The following is a 20,444-nucleotide window of genomic DNA, read 5'->3' on the forward strand; positions in this document are numbered from 1 at the left end:
CGTTATCCCACTGCGGTATCTGGTAAGCCGGGTATCGCCGTTGCGGGCAAGCTTTCTATTGGCGCAGGTTTGCCAATTAAGTAGCCCTGGACATAATCAATGCCCATGCGATAAAGCGTTGTGCGAATGTCTTCTGTTTCAACAAATTCGGCCACCAGAGTCATGTTCTTAATGCGGGCTAGCTCGCAAATTGACTGCACAATTTTGTAGTCCATTTCACTGGAATTAATATTGTGGATAAAGCTCCCGTCTATTTTGAGAATATCCGCGCGCATGGTTTTTAACCGAGCGTAGCTGGCATAACCGGTTCCGAAATCGTCAATCGCAATTTTACAACCCAGGCGTTGTAAAGCATCCAGTGTTTTCTCTGCCTGCAAATTATTGGTTAACTCATCGGCCTCGGTGACTTCCAGCACCAGTTGCGCAGGTGAAATACCATGCTTAATCATCAACCTCTCAATATGGTTTGCCATATCAGTGCGGCAAATTGATGCCGGTGTCAGGTTAATGGCGTAGCGATGGTTTGGCCGTGAGTGACGAGTCTCATCCATAAATTTCATGGTGTTATGTAAAACCCATAAATCAATACTCGATGACATGCCAAACTCATTCGCCAGTGGCAGGAAGGTATTGGGGAAAATGAGTTCGTCGTTATTGCCACGCATCCTCAACAGGACTTCGTGATAGCAATCTCCCTTTTTACTTTCAATCGGTTGCACCATTAATACAAAACGGTCCAACTCCAGCGCCCGCTGCAACTGGTTCATCATGTCGACTTTGGTTTTCACCTGGTTTTGCACCTGGCGGCTACTTTGCTTTCTCAGGTCGACAGGCAGATTAGTGGTAAGTGAAATTTCGGCCAGTGTTCGTAGTTCACCGATTAATAAATACAGGTGTCCCACGGGGTAATTAATTATGCAGTAGCTACAACCGATTTGCGGATACAGTTTTACGCCATCGCGGATAAAACGAAAATCTTTGGCTTTGCTATAGATTTCCGCAATGCGTTTCTCAGCATGTAGAGGGCAAATTCGCATCACTAAATCATGGCCTGAACTCATATAAATAAGCTCATCCTTATCCAGAACGGGTTCTAAGTAGCGTGCTAACTGTTGTTTATATTGCACCTGCATGAGCAAACCATAATTTCGCCCTAACAACTCAAGGTCAGGCATATACAATTGGCATAAGACTGAGACCGTGTTTTGTTTTAAATCCGCTTCCAGTGCCAGCAAATTGGGTAAATGCACAACTGGGTCAATATACATCAAGCGCTGAGTCTTTAAATTCAAGACTCGCTGACGAGAAATATTGATTGCCATCAGGGTAATGGTTATTGAAAAGGCAGAGAAACAGGACGTGGCAACCGCAAGATGTAATGTGTAGTAAGCATCATGTGGGATGAATCTTTGAATATGGCTGCATAACACAATCAGCAGCACCCACCACACAATCGAGATAGCCGCATGGCCCAGACGCAACGTACCCCATATCATCAGCGGCAGTAATAATGTCAGCGTATAAATAGAATTCATCAGCGGCAATGAATGGCTGAGTGGGGCAATCATCAGTATCGTGAGTACCGCCAATGAACCGACTAAGCATGTCAGTTCCGGCAACCGCAAATCGTTGGCCACCTGATGACGAATTTTTTTCAGATATTTCAATGTGTAGGCAGGGGTTCTAATCGACCGAATGACCAGATATAGCATCGGCAAACCAATGATATTCCCCACTAACATTCCCTGATAGTTGATTAATGTTCGGGTCGTGAAAGGGCTGACATACATCATGGACGGATTCATCCCGAATAACCCTAAATAGAGCTCGGCATGAAAATAATTAAGAAATAGCGTAGCGTTAACCACTACCAGCCAAAAAATGCGTTGCCACGTCAGGTTATATCGCCCAAAACTTGCGCGGCCTCTTTTGCCAGTAAAGTAATAGTACCCCGCGCAGCAGATCGCTACTGAGGTAAAATAGTGCAGTATCGACATTAACGCGGGTTCTAAACCACGGTCCGGGTAAACGCGGTAAAAGATACACAGAATGATCCCGGGCAGTGCCTTAAAACCATAAATCACCGTCAGGATGGTGGTGAGAGCCATGTTCAGATAAAAGAACGGGATTTCAAAGCCATCCACCGTGCCATAGGTGCTCAAATACTGGGTGATGGGGTAGAGCATAAACGGTAGCACCAGGGGCAACGCCCACCATTTATCTTTATATCTGTTATATGCTGTAGAAAGTTTCATCATCAATGTTAGCTTTTCTTCACTAAATCCAGGTTTTGGAGTGATTCACAAGCATCCATTGCTTAAGAATGAGTATTTTGCTACTCGGTTGTGCTAATTCTTTACTGCTCTTCGTTTTTAAGTGCCGATTAACTCGGCAATGTCATCTCTATTTCATCATAAAATGTGATGCTATTTTTTCCTCGATTTTTGATGTAATACATCGCGACATCCGCTTTTTTAAGCAAAGTGGCGACATCATTACCATGCTCCGGGTAAATGGAGATGCCAATGCTGGCAGAGATAAAATCTACGCTAGTGGCTGAAAGCTCATAGGTATCAGCAATCCGCGCAAGCAACTTCTTCGCCAGTTGAATAACCACTTGTTTATCTTTTTGACAAACGACGACAATAAATTCGTCACCGCCAATTCTGGCGACAAAGCCTTCGCGACTGATATTTTCTTTGAGGGTTTGCGAAATTTTCACCAGCAGTTCATCCCCCACCGCATGACCCCAGACGTCGTTGACGCGTTTAAACCCATCCAGGTCGATAAACATGATAAACAACAGGTCTGTCTGGTTGGTGAAAAGGGTATTCAGATGTTTTTGCAGATACAGCCGATTGGGCAATTGCGTTAATGAATCATGCTGTGTCATTTGTTTAAGCTGCAAGTTCTTTTTAATTAACTCGCGCTTGAGTAGTTCATTACTTAAATGTTCTTTAAAATTAACAAACCAAATAAATATTGCCAGCAGAAATACCAGCGCGACAAGTACGATCAATGTCATGGCGATGGTATTTTCGATATAGTCATCCTTAGGCATTGATGACATCGGAATAGAGCCCATGTTGATGTCACATGACCCTAAAAAGTGCATGATGGCGACACCACAACACAACGTAAGAGTGGCACTTAGTCGATAGAAGTTGGCATAAATATCATTTTTGTTGGTAATGACCAACATGAGATGGGTCAGGCGCAACATGACTAACGATGTGATAAAAATCGCAATCAACGACAGGATGATTTTAGTATTGCTGACGTACCAATCGCCTGCATTGATGATAGCGGCCATCCCCAAATAGTGCATAGAAGCGGCTGTCGCAGAAAAGATTAAAGCAGGCAGAAGATAGTGTTGCCCACGCAGTCTTTTGAATAAAAAACACACAAACCCCAGCGAGCAACCGACTATAGCGATCAGCAATGAGGCCAGCGTTTTTTGAATGTTATAATTAATAACGTGGCTATGATGATGTGCCTGTATCACCATATAGTGCAAAACCCATATCCCGCAGCCCATTGTTGGGCCACTAAATAAAGGCCAGCAATAATGTTTTTTACGCGCGCCTGCTTTACATAGCCAAAAAGAGACATAAAAAGCTATGCCCGAAATAATTATAGCGAGTAAAACTAATGAAATATCATAATTAAATAACATATTTAACTTAAAATTTACTCTCAGGAGGCATGCTTATTTATTATAAACTGAATTATCCCGCAGCGTAATAGCGTTATGTAATAGCTTTATACTTAGGTAGGATAAATATCACCTTGGCACCAGGGGGCAATATTATCCTGGGCAAATCTTACTCGTCCTCAGGCAACATGTACTTCTGGCAGTATAAATAGGGAATACCTTCGCGGGTGATGAGATCGGCATCTTTGTTCAGGGTAAAGATATCGATATCTGTCACGCCAGCACTTTTGAGATAAAAGTCAGGGAGGAATTGCTGGAGTACCCCTGAAGGCGCGGTTTCGCGGTTTGATACGATTATCTGGCGAGATACCCAGACAGGGCTGAGCCCATAATCCGCATGGGTAAAGAGGATGGTTCGCTGGACGGTATACTCCTCCTGGGCACTTACATTAATGATGCCGTTAATGTGGGCAATGCCTTTGCCGTCGCCGGATTTAAAATCGATAATCCCACGGAAAGAAGCCTTATCTCTGTTTATCTGTAACGTCGCACGGCAGACGAGATTGTGTCGTGCGTCATTTGGCGGTTGATAAAGATACACCGCCAGGCCGGTTACAATCGCGACGCAGACTAAAAAAATGACGCGCGTCTGGGTTCGGAGTGAGGAGATCGCGGTGAATATCTTCATTGACTATCGTACCGAGGATAATAGACGGATTGGCAGGAATTACCGCGTGATAACTCCATACTGGTGGTGCATAGAATGACTGAAATATTTTTTGTTTCTGGATACGCAGTGATATAGAGGTAGTTATCGTCCTGGCACATATCAGGATGTTGCTGGATGAATTCCTTATGGCGGAGATGATTACTGGAATCTCCATTGAAAAAGTAATGGCATTGTCCATCATATTTCATTGGCGAAACATAGCCGGAAAAATATTGTTCGTTGAATACGCGGGGATAGATAATGATGCCGATGATTATCACGGTGGCGATAATCATCCACCATTCCGTCAGATTTAAAATAGAACGCTTATCATTTGTCGCTTTATAAGGTAGCGATTCAGTAATGGTTTCTGAGGGTGATGGTTCCGGTTGTGCTTCTGGCACTGGGTCCTGCTGTTCTTCCACGCTTATTTCTCGCTGGATGATAAGACCCTTACGTGGAACCGTGGTGATTATTTGTTTCTCAACATTCATTTGCGCAAAAGTTTTTCGCAAAGAAAGAATGCTTTGATAAAACGCGTTAAAACTCACCTGCCTGTGGCTTTCTCCCCATGCGAACGCGAGCAACTCATTCTGCGTGACAATGGCACCATGGTTTCTGAGCAGCAACAAAAGGCATAACGCAGCAGTTGGCTTGAGTTTTATCTGTTCGTGGCTATCCATATGCACCAGAGACTGCTTTGCAGGGATGAATAGTATTTTATTTTCAATGAGATAAAACAGATTATCTGCTTCGGGCATGCTCGTTAACTCAGGCTGGTATTTACACGTGTCATTATAAGCATATTGGTGCAGGGAATAACCTTATGTTTCATCTGACCTGCACCGCGTTGCGCTTTATTTCAGCTATTCACAATACTACTAACAAATAACACACACATAACGAACATTAAAACTAGCTTTAAATCAATATGTTACATATTTTTAGGTTTTCTTTTTTAATTGCAAAGAGAAAGATCCCGCCGCAAAGATGAAAAACATTACGTTAAACCCGCAGATAAATATACTCAGACACATAACGGCATAAAAGTTGACACCTGGAAGATGTTCTTCACGGTCAATGCACTCGATTGTGCCGCTAGAATATAATACCTGAGTGTTTTACTCGCCTTTACTCACCGCTAAATACCTCTGTTTATAACAATGGGTGAGTTATTGCGTATTATTTTACCAGGTAAACTATAAGTTTGATCATTTAAAGTCGCCTGGCAGCGGCCTTAAAAACGTTGGCTTATTAAGTGCAGGTTTGCCCTTATATCCTATATTGATATAAGTGAAGAGTAATGAGTTATCAAATTGCTTAAGGGCAGTCTCCTTCACTCAGTGAATGGAGATAATCTATATCCACAATCTAAGTAAGAGAAATTGATGTCCAGCCTTAACGTAGATGAATCGGTCATGCTCATTGGCGATGAATTAAAAAGATCGGAAAATGCGTATTTTTCGTTGCGAAAAAAACGTCAGCGCATTGAGCTAAGAAAGGACGGCAATTTATTTTTCCTGGAGAAAGGAACAGTCTCCGTATACCGAGTCGAAAATGATCTCGTCACGATAAGCCTCGCAGCTCCAGCAATACTTGGTCTGGCGCAGATGCGTAGTGAAGTGGCGTCGCATTATTTACGATGTGATTCTGACTGTGAAATGTGGGTCATGAGCACCGCGAATGCCAATGAGCTGCTGACGAAAAAGAGCTTATGGATTCACGCGTTTGATATTTTAACCAGCCATCTTCAGCGCTACTTCCAGCGTGAAAATATGCGTTCTCATAAAACTATCCGCGAAATTGTGACGGAACATGTGAAGCATATTTGGTCTCTTGAACCTGAGATCCGCGAAAAAACCTCGGTATATACCTTTATCCTGAGCCGCAACCATATCTCGCGCAGCGCGATTCATAAGGTTTTGCAGGAGTTAGTGAACGAGGAGAAATTGTCTTTGAATCGTGGGAAGTTGGCGTCTTGTAATTTTAATTCGTAATGTCGGGGGCGCAACACCTTCCCGACCTACGATTCTGGTAAAAAACCGCAACGTTACCCGTTGCGGTTTTTTTATTATCTTTCCCGTAATGCCTCAGCCTTTGCCCGAATAATCGGCTTCAGCAGATAACTCAGAATCGACTTCTTACCCGTCAGAATATCAACCGTCGCCACCATCCCCGGAATAATCAACATCGGGTGCTCTTTGCTCCCAAGGTAATTCTTATCGGTTCGCAGGCGCGCAACGTAGTAACTGTGGCCTTGCTTATCGGTGACGGTATCCGGGCTAATTTGCACCAGCTCACCGTTCAGGCCGCCATACGTGGTGTAATCGTAAGCGGTGAATTTCACCACTGCATGCTGTCCTGGGTGCAGGAAGGCGATATCGCGCGGCTGAATTTTCACTTCAATCAGCAACTTGTCATCAAGCGGAACAATCTCAACCAAATCACTGCCTGGCTGGATAACCCCGCCAATGGTATTCACCATCACCTGCTGCACAATACCGCGCACCGGTGAAACCACCATGGTGCGGTTCACCCGGTCTTCCAGTGCTTTGCCCGTTGCTTCGGCTTTACTCAGGTTGGTGCGCGCTTCATTGAGTTGCGATAACGCATCGCTCTGGAAGCGGTTACGGCTTTCACCAATCTTGTTCTCAATCTCTTTCGCTTCCGACGCAGACTTCGGCAGGGAAAGCGTAATAGAGTCCAGCATCCCTTTAGTTTCTACTTCGGTGCGGCGTAAACGCAGGATCTCGACTTTAGAAATCGCGCCAGACGCCAGCAACGGCTCAGACATTTTGATCTCTTGTTGTAGCAAACCGAGACTGTGTTTGTACTGATCCTGTTTCGACTTGAGGTCGCGCAGTTCCTGTTGTTTTTGCACCAGTTGTTCTTGCAAGCCTTCAATCTCATTCTGGAACTGGCGGTGACGGCTGTTAAACAAATCAACTTCGCCACGCGCCACTTGTGGGGCGAGCTTGACGATGTCATCTGAAATCACAAAGTCTTTGTCCTCCGCTTCTGCGGTCAGACGGTCAATCTTCGCCTGTAAGCCGAGCTTGTCCGCTTCGGTTTCGCCGACGTTTGACGCAAATCGCGTATCATCCAGGTGCAGCAGCGGTGTTCCGGCTTCAACGATTTGCCCTTCATGAACAAACAGTTCCGTAACAATACCGCCTTCTAAGTTTTGGATTTTTTGCAGACGAGAAGAAGGGATGGCCTTGCCTTCGCCACGCGTCACTTCGTCCAGCCTGGCGAAACCCGCCCAAATGAATGCCAGCACCACTAATGCCAGAATCGTCCATAGCGTCAGGCGGATAACACGCGGGGAATCATCAATAAGTGCATGACTTACCTCATTAATATTGTCAGCCTGATTTTCATCGCGCCCCTGAAAATAGCGGCGCAGCGGCTCACGATAACGGGAAATTAACTCAGCGAGACGCATTGATTTGCCCCTTCTTCAGCGCATCCATCACAATGGCTTTCGGGCCATCGGCAATAATGCGTCCTTTATCTACAATTATCAGGCGATCAACCAGCGTCAGCATCGACGCCCGGTGAGTCACCAGTAACAAGGTTTTATCGGCAACAAACGGCACCAGCGCCTGTTTAATCTTGTCTTCACTGGTGTTGTCCATTGAACTGGTCGGCTCATCGAGCAACAAAACTGGCGGCTCGAGTAACAATGCTCGTGCCAGCGCCACCGCCTGGCGTTGCCCGCCGGATAACTGCATCCCGCGTTCACCCACTTGCAGGTTGTAGCCATCAGGGTGAATGCGTGCGAACTCGCTCACGCCCGCAATCTCAGCGGCGCGCAGCATAGTTTCGTCATCGACATAACGCGCACCAGTGACCAGGTTATCGCGCAGCGTGCCATTAAATAGCTGAATATCTTGAGGAACGTAGCCAATGCTATGGCGCAGGTCGTTAACGTCCAGCTGGCGGGCGTCGACATCATCAATCAAAATATTGCCGCTGGAAGGCTGGTAAAGGTTGATGATGAGCTTGCTGATGGAGCTTTTGCCGGAACCGCTACGGCCAATAATACCGACGCGTTCGCCCGGTTGAATGGTCAGGTTTATCTTGTGCAGCGACGGGTTTTTCTGCTCGGGATAACTGAAATCGACGTCTTTAAACTCAATGCTGCCACGGAAGTTTTCGCGTTTCAGCGGATGCTCATGCTCGCGGCGTTCTTGCGGCATCGACATCATTTTTTCTGTGCTGTTGATGGTCAGTCGCGCCTGCTGATAACGGGCAATTAAACCGGTGAGTTGCCCCATTGGCATCAGCGCGCGGCCATTCAGCATGTAGCAGGCAATCAGGCCACCCATACTCAACTTGCCGCCAATAATCATATACACGCCAACAATAATCATCAGCACGCCGGACATTTGCTGGAACCAACCGGTCAGGTTACTGGCAAAACTCGACAGCGTTTTGACGCGCAATTCCAGGCGGCTTAAGCTGCCAAGCGTCTGTTCCCACTGGTACTGGCGCTCGCTCTGGGCGTTGTTCACTTTAATCGCATCAAGGCCGCTGAGTGTTTCAATCAGCAATGCCTGGCGTTCGCTGGCCAGGCTCATGGTTTTGGCAACGGCGGCATTCACCGGTTTCTGCAACGCCCAACTGATCAGCAGCGCGATAGGGAAGGTGAGCAGCGGGATCCACGCCAGCGAGCCGCCGATAATCGCGATCACCAGCAACAGCACCAGCGTAAACGGCAAGTCGATAAGCGTGGTCAGCGTCAGCGAAGAGAGGAAATCGCGCAGCGACTGAAATTCATGAATATTCTGTGCAAAGCTGCCGACTCGCGCCGGGCGGGCTTTCATCTCCATGCCGGTAATGCGCTCAAAAAGCGTGGCAGAGATAATCAGGTCACTCTTTTTCCCGGCAATATCGAGACAAATACCGCGCAGCATTTTTAAGATCAAATCAAACACGAACGCCAGGCAAATACCGACCGCCAACACCCATAATGTCACCGTGGCATGGTTCGGCACCACGCGGTCATACACGTTCATGGTGAACAGCGGCGTGCCCAACGCGATCAGGTTGATCAGCAAACTGGCGAGCACCGCATCCATATACAGATAACGCGACAGCATCAGCGTATCTTTGAACCAGGATTTGGTGCGCGGCAAGAAGGATTCAGACTGCAAATCAAACTCATGGCGCGGATGGGCAAAAATCACCTGTCCGGTGTAGCTTTCTTCAAGGATTGACGCATCAACGCGAATTTCACCACCTTCGCTTTCGCTTGGCATCACACGCGCGGAACCATCGGCGTTCCAGCCGAGCAATACCGCAGCTCCACCCTCGCGCAGCATCAGAATCGCCGGTAGCGACATGACCGGGATTTTATTAAGCGTGCGTTTAATGATGCGCGCTTTTAACCCGGCACGTGCCGCAGCACGCGGCAAAATGGTCAGCGTCAGGCGGTCGTTCTCCAGCGGCAAGCCACTGCTTAAAGTTGAACGGCTTGCCGATTTACCATGCAAAGTGCAAAGCACCAGCAGGCAATCGAGTAGGGGATCGTCATGGCGGCTGCGCGGATCATGATAATGCGACTCCTCCAGTGGAGGAGCCTCTGTCATTGTATTCATGGGTTACAACTTGTAAATTCATTGATGAGTTTTGTCGGATGAACGAAATAATTTTTGTCGGATGACGCTGCGCTTATCCGACCTACGCGAAACATTTTTGTAGGGTGGATAAGCGCAGCGTCATCCACCATTGAACGCGAAATTAATTAAGTTCTGGCAACGTATTATTACTCGCCGAATCAATTGGCTGAGCTGCTGGCGTTGGGCTAACTTTCAGGTCTTTTAATAATTCACCCATGCGCGCGGAAATTCGGTAGCCGGACGATATTTCCAGATAACGTAATTCAACCAGGCGGCGTTTAGATGAGAACACTTCGTTTTCACTGTCTAATAAATCCAGCAGTGTTCGTTCGCCGAGGCTGAATTGATCCTGATAAGCGGTACGCACTTTTACACTGCGGTCGGCATATTCTGCCGCTGCCGGTAATTGGTCGCGGGCATTTTTTAATGCCGTCCATGCCAGGCCAATTTCCTGATTCATTTGGCGCAGCGTGTTATTTCTCACGTCCTGTGCTTGTTTTTGCAAATAAGCACGGGAATCCATCGTGGCTTTATCGCTACCGCCCTGGTACAAGTTGTAATGCAGTTTCACCATCGCTTGCCACTCTTCGGCATGGGCACGCGTGGTATCGGTATCGTTACTCACGCTATGGGCAAGGGAAACATCAACACGCGGATAAAACGTTGATTTTGAAGCTTCATATTGCTGATGGGCGGCTTCAATATCGGCGTTAGCCGATTTCAACAGTGGGTTGTTGGCTTCCATCACCTGTTTAGCGTCCTTCAGGGATTTCGGCAGCGCAGCCGCAATATTCTCAGGCAAGCTCAGGTTTTCTGGCTCTCTGCCAGTCACGCTGGTAAACGATGTTTTGGCATCTTCAAGGTTGGTCTGCTCAGTCAGTAAATTGTTTTGAGCCTGTGCCAGACGAGCTTCTGCCTGCATTAAGTCGCCAGAACGCCCCACGCCTTGATCGGTGCGCAAACGAATCTGGTCGTAGATACGTTCATGGTTGGCTAAATCGTCTTGCGCCAAATGAACATATTCTTCGCGTTGCAACACATCGAGATAAGCCTGAACCACTTCTAATGCCGTGGTTTCGCTAATATTCATCACGCTAAAGGCGCGCGAATCAACGGTGGCTTTCTGGCGGCCCACTTCACTGGTGGTGGCAAAGCCGTCGAAGACATTCTGGTCAAGACTGACGGTGGCATCATTCGGGGAAAGATTCATCCCGTTATTATCACCACCGGCGCGCGTCGTCGCGTCGTCGAGGTTCTTTTGACCCGCTTCGGCATTTAAATTTAAAGAAGGGAGATAACCGCCGCGTGCCGCACGTAAATCTTGTTCCGCCGAATAGCGGCTATTTACCGAAGCGTTCACTTCTGGATGAGTGGATAACGCTTGCTTGACGGTATTCGGTAAGCTTTCTGCATTAACAGAATGTACAGATAAACAACCCAGGATAAAAACAAAAAACTTCTTCATTTTATGAAGCCTTATTACATGCGTTAACGATATCCCTATATCACGCTTTATATCCCCTTCATTCTTCGAGCTGCATATGCGTTGGCTGCGTTCACTCACCCGAATCACTTACCTTAGTAAGCTCATCGAGATTCCCTCGCTTGCCGCCTTCATGCAACTCGAATTATTTTGGGGAATTCCATTTCTGTTTTTAACACGAAACATCATATCAATTAACACGCGGTGTTTATCTGTCAGGCATTAAACAGACTTTCATTCGAAATGAAATTTAATGTTCTGTAATGTGATGTTTCACTTTGTGTCATTTTTGATTATATTTAGAACTCAGTCAAGCGCACGATAATAGAATTCTAATAACTGTGTTTTTTTCTACATTTATAAATTAGCGCCAAATGAGCAATGTCCATTAATGGGCATTTATGGCTATATTTGGCAATATTTAGTGAATGAAAGAATAATGTTATTAATTATTTAAATTATCGAAAAACAATACTAATAAAATCCAAAATAATTCGAGAGGGTACGGTGAGCAATTTACTCGGTGTAATCAAAGCAGTCATTGGTCAGGTTTATGTCATCGAAGCCGATGGCTCACAGCGTCTCTTGAAAGAAGGTGACAGAATCTACAGTGGTGAGGAAATTGTCACGGGTGCCAGCGGGGCGGTTAGCGTCGCTTTACCGGATGGTAAAACGTTGGATCTCGGGCGTAATAGCCACTGGACAGAGCATGGCCTGAATGCGGTAAGCAGCGCCGCACATGACACGCAAGATGTCGCCGCCCTGCAAAAAGCTATTGCCGACGGTGCTGACCCAACACAATCATTAGAAGCGACCGCCGCGGGTAACCAAGCGCCCGTGCAAATTGAAGGCGGTGGTGGCGGCCATACTCTGGTGCAATTAGATTTAACCGCGCAGGTTGTTGATCCAACAGCCGGTTTTAATACTCAGGGGCTGGGCGCGCCGACCTGGGAACATAACTTACCTGAAGGCGGCTTAAACGCTGGCTCACCTCCGGTTCTACCTCCGCAGGTTCACATCGACGAATTCGCGGGCAACGACGGTTACGTTAACAAAAATGAAATAAACCACGCCCACATTAGCGGCACCAGTAACCAGAAACATGTCACGCTGACTTTCACTGATAGCCAAAAAAACACATTGACGTTTGAGGTGGATGTTAAAGACGGGCACTGGACGGCGGACCCCGATTTAACCGCTCTTGCGGAAGGCGAAATTAACGTTATCGCCACGGCTACGGATATCTCCGGTCGCACCGCGCAAAGCACTACCGATGCGCTGATTGATACCGTCGACCTGCACGACACCATCACCATTGATGATGTTACCGCTGATAACGTGATTAATATCGCTGAATCCCATGAAGCGAAAACCTCCGTTCACGGCACCGTCGGCGGGGATGCCAAACCAGGCGATAAAATTACCCTGTTGGTGAATGGCCACGAATATAGCGACGTGGTTATCGACCTCGGGAATGGCGCACTGGGTTATCGCATCGACGTATTAACCCCAGACTTGCTGACTGACCCAAATATTCACGCCACCGTCACCTCAACTGATGAAGCCGGAAACACCACTCAGGCGTCGAGCGATCACCATGTTGATCTCGATTTCGATATTCATAATTCGATTACTATCGAAACCATTGCCAACGATGACATCGTCAACCGCAACGAATCGCGTATGCCGACGATGGTGACCGGTGTTGTGGGCGGTGATGCGCAAGCAGGCGACCCGGTAACGGTGACCGTCGGTGGCCGAGATTTCCACGGCGTGGTGGTCAACGATAACGGCCAGTTGCGCTATGAAATCCCGGTACCGAGCAGTCTGTTGCAAGAAGGCAATAACGACATTCAGGTACAGGTAACCAGCCATGATGCGGCGGGTAACGAAGCCACGGCAATCGAACACAAGAACCTGGTGCTCGACACCCAGGCTGAAGCCACCGTCACCATTGATAGTGTCACCAAAGACAACGTTCTTAATCACAGTGAACTGGACGCCGCAAAGCAGTGGGTTCACGGCACCGTCGGGGGCGATGCCCGCGAAGGTGATGCCATTGATCTGGAAATTAACGGTAAGCATTACAGCGGAAAAGTCATCTACATCAGCCCGAATCAACTCGGTTACCAGATAGCGGTCGAGCCACACGACTTTAGCAATAACAAGGGTGAAGTGGACGGCTCTGTGAAAGTCAGCGTTAGCGTTATTTCGCACGACGCCGTTGATAACGAAGTGATTGAAAAAACACAACATAAAGTTCAAATCGACAACCACGCTAACGCCACGATCACTATTGATGATGTCACGAAAGACAACGTGCTTAATCACGATGAACTGAATGCGGCGAAACAGTTTGTTCACGGCAATGTCGGCGGCGATGCGCGAGTGGGAGATGTGGTCGACCTTGATATTCGCGGCAACCATTTCACCGGCACCGTGGTGGATTTCGGTAATGGGGAATTAGGCTATAACATTGAAGTCGACTCTGCGGCGTTTAGCCGTAATCAGGGGGAAATCGACAGCAAAGTTAAAGTCCATGCCACCATTAAATCCCACGATGATGTGGGTAACGTGACCATTCAGACCACCGAACACACGGTTTATATTGATAACCACGCTAACGCCACCATCACCATTGACGCGGTCACTAAAGATAACATCCTCAATCATGATGAGCTGGCAGCGAAAACCCAGTTTATTCATGGCGTGGTCGGCGGTGATGCCCGTGAAGGTGATGTGGTTGATCTGGTGATTAACGGCACGCATTTCCGTGGCGAAGTGATTGCCATCGGCAATGATCAACTGGGCTATAACATCCCGGTCAACCCGCGCGTATTCAGCGATAACAAAGGTGAAGTGGACGGCTTTGTCAAAGTGATTGCCAGCGTCAAAGCACACGATGCGGCGGGTAACGAAGTGGTGGAAACCACGGAATATAAAGTTCAGATCGACAACCACGCCAATGCCACCATCACCATTGAGGATCTGACTGACGATAACATCCTCAACCACAATGAACTGAGCGCGCCGAAGTGGTGGGTGCACGGTGTGGTGGATGGTGATGCGGCGGTTAACGATCGCGTTGATATTGACATTAATGGCAATCCTTTTACCGGGGAAGTGTTTGATATCGGCAATGGTACATTGGGTTACCGCATTCCGGTTGATTCGCGAATTTTCAGCAATAACAAAGGTGAAGTGGACGACAGCGTCAATGTGCACGCCAAAGTGACCTCCCACGATGCCGCGGGCAACGTGACCATTCAGACCACCGATCACACGGTTTATATTGATAACCACGCCAACGCCACGCTGACCATTGACGATGTCACCGCAGACAATATCCTCAACCACGCTGAACTGGATGAGAAAGAGCACATCATCAGTGGCGTTGGCGGTGGCGATGCGAAGCCGGGAGATGAAGTGGTCATTGAAGTTAACGGTATGAAATTCACCGGCTACCTCGAAAATGACCTGAGCTACCATATTGCCGTACCGTCGGCGCAGTTCGCTGATAATAACGGCAAGATCGATGAAAACCTCACGTTCAAAGCGACAATTACTTCCCATGATCTTGCGCATAACGAAATTGTCGTTACCACCACGCACACACTGCATATTGATAACTTTGCGGTAAACGATTTCACCATCGATACCGTGGCGGGCGAAGACTGGGTTAGCAAAGCGGAATCTCAACAGCCTGTCATTATTCGCGGCGACGTCACCGGCGTGGATGCCAAAGATGGCGATCCGGTCGTGGTGCGGGTAGCAGGTGTGGAATATTCAGGTGAGGTGAAAACCGACGCTGGCGGCCATCTGTATTACGAAGTTCCGCTGCCTGCGGGCACGCTTCATGATGGGCTCGTCAATGTGGAAGTGTCTGTCACCAGCCACGATGCGCTCGACAACTATGTCACCACCACGCACACGCACGATATTGCGGTCGACACTAAAGCGGCAGCCAGCATTCATATTGATAAAGTGACGGTTGATAACGTGCTTAATCACGACGAACTGGCGCAGCCCAAAGTGATGATCACGGGTTGGGTGGATGGCGATGCCGCAGTCGGTGATAAGATTGTTATTGAGGTTCATGGCATTCCCTATCCAGGCAAAGTCATTGCTCTGGATAACGGAAAAATTGGCTTCCGTATTGAAGTTGATAGCGGCTCGTTCAGTGATAATTACGGCAAGATTGATACCGATGTGACCTTTAAAGCCACGATCACCTCCCACGACATTTTGGATAACGAAGTCACCAAAACCACCACTCACACCGTCCATATTGATAACCACGCCGTAGGCAATGCGACCATTGATCTGGTGACCGGCGATAACGTTATTAACCACCTCGAATCAAAACAGCAGCACACACACATCACGGGCACCATTACCGGCGAAATTAATGTTGGCGATAAAGTCTTCATCACCGTCAATAACATCAGCTATGAAACCACGGTCATCCAGCGGCCCCATCAAAACGGGGCGTTGGGCTACAGCCTGGATGTGGTCACCAAAGATCTGCTGGCCGACCCTTACCCAACGGTTCATGTGGTGGCGCACGATGCTGCCGGTAACGAAAATCACATCGACGTGACCTACCAGGTCGATATTGATCTGCAAGCGGAAGCGACGATTAACATCGATCCGGTAGCCGGCGACGATAAGATCAACGCTGATGAATCAACTCACGAATTCACCACGGTATCCGGCACCGTCGGCGGCGATGTTAAAGAAGGGGATTATGTCCACCTGGTGATTAACGGCAATGAGCTGACGGCGAAAGTGACCAAAGACGGCAATGGCAATCTGGTGTGGACCAAAGAGGTCAGCACCCACGACCTGATGGTTGATCCGCACTTTACCGCTTCTGTCACCGCCACTGATAACGCCAATAACGTGGCTACCGCGCAGGCGGACAGGACAGTGGAGGTTGATACCAAAGTTGAAGCGGTGATCACCATTGATAAGGTTTCGGGAGATGACACCTTAAATGGTGAAGAGCTCAACCATCACTACACGCTGGTGAGCGGCTCGCTGAGCGGTGAAATGAAGCCGGGCGACGAAGTGGTATTGAAGATCAACGGCCATGATTACCCAGGAAAAGTTGAGCAGGATGCTAATGGCGACATGGTTTACCACATCCTGGTAGAAACTACCGATCTTCATCAGGACCCGAATATTCACGCCAGCATCACGGTGGAAGATGATGCACACAACGTCGCTACTGCCACCGCATATCGGCCAATAAATATCGACGATCATGCCGATGCTTCGCTGACCATCAACACGGTTTCTGGCGACGATACTCTTAACCAACTGGATCAAAAATACCCGACCACTACCGTTTACGGCAGCGTGGGTGGCGAAGTCCATCAAGGCGATGTGGTACATGTTTTCGTCAATGGCCATGAATACACCGTCAAAGTTGAACCGCAGAAGTATCTCAATGGCGGCCTCGGTTATTCCGTTGAGGTGAAAACCTCCGGTTTGGTGGCCGACGGGCATATCGAAGCCTTCGTCAGCACCGTGGACAACGCCGGAAACACCATCACGGTACATGCCGATCACGACGTCAAACACGATGACCAGGCAGTTGCCACCATTACCATTGACAAGGTGACTGACGACGATGTGATTAATAATGCCGAAGCGCACCAGCCGCACACCACCATCACCGGTCAGGTGACGGGTGACGTTCATCTGGGGGATCAGGTCACTCTGGATGTTAACGGGGTGCACTACTACGGCGATGTTATCGATCTCGGGACTAAGGGCCTCGGTTACAGCATTGAAGTCAGCACCGATGATCTGATTTCTAAAGAGAACCCGACAATACATGCCTCGGTCACCGGCTACGATGAGGTGGGTAACACCGTGCTGGCTGAAGCCGACCACGATGTGGTGGTTGATACGCGTGCCGATGTCCACATTACGGACGATAGAGCCGATGGTGATAACGAAAACGGACCTGACCATTATTACGTGGCGGGGCGTGTCACAGGCCTGGATGTGCAGGAGCATGACCATGTTCTGATAACCATTGGTGATAAGACCTTTGACACCGAAGTGATCAAACTCAAGGGCGGTGGTTTAGGGTTTAACTATGCGGTTTCTCCATCCATTGTCTACGCTCATCCAGATATCCAGATCGAAGTCACCAGCACCGATAAGTTCGGCAACACGACGACGGCAGTTGATCATATCCAGGCGCATCTTCCTGCTTTCGTTAACAATAATGGCAATACCACGCCGCCGGATAACACGCCGGAGCATCACGATAAACCTCATGCGGAAATCACCATCAGCCCGATTGCTGGTAACGATGTTGTCAACCAAATCGAATCTGAGGCAGGTAAAACGGTGATCCGTGGCACCGTCAGTGGCGATGTGCAGCCTGGCGATCACGTCATGCTGCATATTGGCACGCAAAATATTGAGGTTGAGATTAAAGAACGCCCTAATTTGCCTGGTGAATTGGGCTATGAGATTGCAGTCGATACCCAATATTTGATGGATCACCCGGATATTTCGGTTAGCGTCAACGCGCACAATGAAGACGGTAAGACGATGAAAGTGGATGCACATAAAACTGTGCAGGTTGATACCGATGTGACGGCCGAAATCCACCTCGACACCATTGCGGGCGACGACATTATCAACATTGTCGAAGCCCAAAATGGGGTGACTACCGTCACCGGTACCGTCAAAGGTGATGGCATCCATGACGGCAGCAATGTGACGCTGATGATTAACGGTCACCAGGTGACCACCCAGGTGCATACCGACAGTAACGGGGAGTTGAGATTCAACCAGAAAGTCAGCATTGCCGATCTGCGCCAGGACCCGCATGTCTCCGTTAGCGTCACCGCGCATGATGACCAGGGCAACACTTTGACGGTGAGCGACGATAAAACCATCACCGTGGATACGGACGTTTCAGCCAATATCTTTATCGACATGGTCACTGACGATAACATCCTCAACCTGGCTGAAACCCAGCAGCCAAAAACCACCATCAGCGGCTATGTTTCCGGCGATGTGAAGCCGCATGAGCATGTCACGTTGAACGTGAATGGCGTGGAATATAAAGACGTTGAGATTGATGACAACCTGAAATATTCGCTTGATGTCTTAACTGATGATTTGAAGAAAGGCGACACCATCACAGCGCAAGTGACCGGCCATGATGATGCTCACAACATCACTGTCGGTCACGCCACACAGCATTATTCAACCGACCTCGCTGCTGCCGCGACCCTCACCATTAATACCGTTTCTGGTGACAATATCCTCAGCGCCAAAGATCTGGGCGCAGAATTTACCGGGATCAGCGGCACTGTCGGTGGGGATGCCGCAGTGGATGACAAAGTGACGGTGATACTTAATGGCATCCCGTATGACACTAAAGTGATCGAACTGCCGAATATGAACGGGCAGTTGGGCTACTCGCTGGATGTCAAAACTGACGATTTAAAAGTGGAGTTACAAAACCACCCGGATATCACGGTGACGGTATCCGGCAAAGACGACGCCGGTAATGACTTTAGCCAGAGTGCAAGCAAAGCGGTCAGCATTGACGACCACGCCGTGGTGACGCTGACCTTCGATAACGTCACGCAAGATAACATCCTTAACCTTGTCGAAAGTGGCAAAGCCACCACGGAAATTAGCGGCAAAGTCACTGGTGATGTGAAAGAGAATGACAAAGTTATTCTTACCGTTAATGGCCACGAACTGCCAGCAGCGCTGCACAGTGACGGGCATGGTGGGTTCATCTTCAAACTGGATGTGGCTACCTCTGAGCTGCTTGCCGATCAGACGATTACCTACCGAGTGACTGGTGAAGATGACGTCGGCAATACCTTAACGGTCGTCAAAACCAACGACATCACCATCGACCAGCAAGCGGCCAACAGCATCCATATCGACACTCTTGCCGGTGACGACAAGGTGAATGCTGCGGAGCATAGCAACCCTACCACCCTGGTCACAGGCACAATCACGGGCGATGCGCAGAACGGCGACACCGTGACGTTAACGCTTAATGGCACACGCCTGCCAGGCGTGTATACCCTGCATGATGGCCTGAAAACCTTTGAAATTCCGGTGGATAACCACCTCTTAAAAGAGGGGGATAACAAGATTGATGTCACGCTCACCGGGCAAGATAAGCCTGGTAACGTGGCGACCTCGACTGATACTCACCATATTGAGCTCGACACCCACGCCGACGCGGTGATCGCCCTAGATAAAGTCACCGGTGATAACCACATTGATGGCGATCGCGAAGCCCGTCACACCTTCACCCATATTACCGGCCACATCACCGGTGAAGTGCAGGATGGCGACCAGGTGACGGCAATGATCAACGGCAAGCCGCACCACACCAACATTTACTTAGAAAACGGTGAAATGAAGTATGACCTTCCGGTGCATACCTCGGAGTTTGCGGCCGGGCATAACAACGTGACGGTCGTGGTGACGGCGCACGATGCCAGCGGCAACCAAACCCCAATCTACCAGACGGTGGATGTCACGGTAGAGCCACCGCGCCACTCCGGCGACCAGCGAACGGACGTTGCAGACAAAGCCCATCACGCGGCGGCGCATGATCATGGTTTAAGCAACCTGTTTGATGACAGCCACGAACCGCTTACCTTTGCGCTGCATCCAGACGGTAAAGGCCTGCAAGGCGGGCAAGATCCTAAAGTCTTTACCGGAAAAGATGACCGCCACGACAGTAAACACGATCTCAGCTCGCTGGCTCATGAACTGCACGAAGTGAGCGACATTGCGCAGCTGATTAAAGGCGGCGCTGAACCTCATGGTGGCAAAGGCGATGCGGCAAACCCAACGCATCCGGTGCATAGCGTGGGGGATATGGGGCAGGATTCACATGGCTCATCGCACTACTCGCTGGATCACCTCATCGCAAAACCTGAGCATATTACTCACTAATTGATAGTC

Annotated in this window: 9 protein-coding genes; 2 read left to right on the plus strand and 7 right to left on the minus strand. The window is 48.7% G+C overall.

Going from position 1 to position 20,444, the window contains the following annotated elements; translation table 11 throughout:
- Positions 1–2: 2 nt before the first annotated feature.
- The 4 genes from D8682_RS19775 to D8682_RS19790 all read right to left on the minus strand — a co-directional run bounded on the left by D8682_RS19775 (position 3) and on the right by D8682_RS19790 (position 5,125).
- Entirely contained in the window at positions 3–2,258 is a 2,256-nt protein-coding gene (locus tag D8682_RS19775) for an EAL domain-containing protein (RefSeq protein WP_121814959.1), read from the minus strand.
- A 125-nt stretch (positions 2,259–2,383) separates the two neighbouring features.
- Positions 2,384–3,676 (minus strand): diguanylate cyclase domain-containing protein, encoded by a 1,293-nt coding sequence (locus D8682_RS19780; protein ID WP_121814960.1) that lies wholly within the window; start codon positions 3,674–3,676, stop codon positions 2,384–2,386.
- Positions 3,677–3,824: 148 nt separating this feature from the next.
- Entirely contained in the window at positions 3,825–4,343 is a 519-nt protein-coding gene (locus tag D8682_RS19785; protein ID WP_064543679.1) for a hypothetical protein, read from the minus strand.
- The gene (locus D8682_RS19790) at positions 4,340–5,125 is read right to left on the minus strand and encodes a winged helix-turn-helix domain-containing protein (protein ID WP_121814961.1); all 786 of its coding nucleotides are present in this window, start codon (positions 5,123–5,125) and stop codon (positions 4,340–4,342) included. The genes D8682_RS19785 and D8682_RS19790 overlap by 4 nt, the downstream gene beginning before the upstream one ends.
- A 627-nt stretch (positions 5,126–5,752) precedes the next feature.
- Here D8682_RS19790 and D8682_RS19795 point away from each other — a divergent pair.
- Complete coding sequence (locus D8682_RS19795) at positions 5,753–6,361, plus strand: helix-turn-helix domain-containing protein (RefSeq protein ID WP_064543683.1); 609 nt, start codon at positions 5,753–5,755, stop codon at positions 6,359–6,361.
- A gap of 74 nt (positions 6,362–6,435) precedes the next feature.
- On the opposite strand, the gene D8682_RS19800 is transcribed toward D8682_RS19795, so the two are convergent.
- The 3 genes from D8682_RS19800 to D8682_RS19810 form a co-directional block, all read right to left on the minus strand.
- Positions 6,436–7,809, minus strand: a complete 1,374-nt coding sequence (locus D8682_RS19800; RefSeq protein WP_064543685.1) for an HlyD family type I secretion periplasmic adaptor subunit — start codon at positions 7,807–7,809, stop codon at positions 6,436–6,438.
- Positions 7,796–9,967, minus strand: a complete 2,172-nt coding sequence (locus D8682_RS19805) for a type I secretion system permease/ATPase (RefSeq protein ID WP_202914349.1) — start codon at positions 9,965–9,967, stop codon at positions 7,796–7,798. The genes D8682_RS19800 and D8682_RS19805 overlap by 14 nt, the downstream gene beginning before the upstream one ends.
- 142 nt (positions 9,968–10,109) lie before the next feature.
- A complete protein-coding gene (locus D8682_RS19810) occupies positions 10,110–11,453 on the minus strand; it encodes a TolC family outer membrane protein (RefSeq protein ID WP_121814963.1) in 1,344 nt (447 codons plus the stop codon).
- A gap of 525 nt (positions 11,454–11,978) precedes the next feature.
- Here D8682_RS19810 and D8682_RS19815 point away from each other — a divergent pair.
- Positions 11,979–20,435: a retention module-containing protein gene (locus D8682_RS19815; RefSeq protein WP_121814964.1), complete on the plus strand. Its 8,457-nt coding sequence runs from the start codon at positions 11,979–11,981 to the stop codon at positions 20,433–20,435.
- The last annotated feature ends 9 nt before the right edge of the window (positions 20,436–20,444 follow it).

Origin of the sequence: Buttiauxella sp. 3AFRM03 (assembly GCF_003675305.1) — a bacterium.
GTDB lineage: Bacteria > Pseudomonadota > Gammaproteobacteria > Enterobacterales > Enterobacteriaceae > Buttiauxella > Buttiauxella ferragutiae.

Excerpts from the sequence above, each read along its gene's own strand:
- D8682_RS19775 (WP_121814959.1), bottom strand. The coding sequence starts at position 2,258 with ATGATGAAACTTTCTACAGCATATAACAGATATAAAGATAAATGGTGG.
- D8682_RS19780 (WP_121814960.1), bottom strand. The coding sequence starts at position 3,676 with ATGTTATTTAATTATGATATTTCATTAGTTTTACTCGCTATAATTATT.
- D8682_RS19785 (WP_064543679.1), bottom strand. The coding sequence starts at position 4,343 with ATGAAGATATTCACCGCGATCTCCTCACTCCGAACCCAGACGCGCGTC.
- D8682_RS19790 (WP_121814961.1), bottom strand. The coding sequence starts at position 5,125 with ATGCCCGAAGCAGATAATCTGTTTTATCTCATTGAAAATAAAATACTA.
- D8682_RS19795 (WP_064543683.1), top strand. The coding sequence starts at position 5,753 with ATGTCCAGCCTTAACGTAGATGAATCGGTCATGCTCATTGGCGATGAA.
- D8682_RS19800 (WP_064543685.1), bottom strand. The coding sequence starts at position 7,809 with ATGCGTCTCGCTGAGTTAATTTCCCGTTATCGTGAGCCGCTGCGCCGC.
- D8682_RS19805 (WP_202914349.1), bottom strand. The coding sequence starts at position 9,967 with ATGAATACAATGACAGAGGCTCCTCCACTGGAGGAGTCGCATTATCAT.
- D8682_RS19810 (WP_121814963.1), bottom strand. The coding sequence starts at position 11,453 with ATGAAGAAGTTTTTTGTTTTTATCCTGGGTTGTTTATCTGTACATTCT.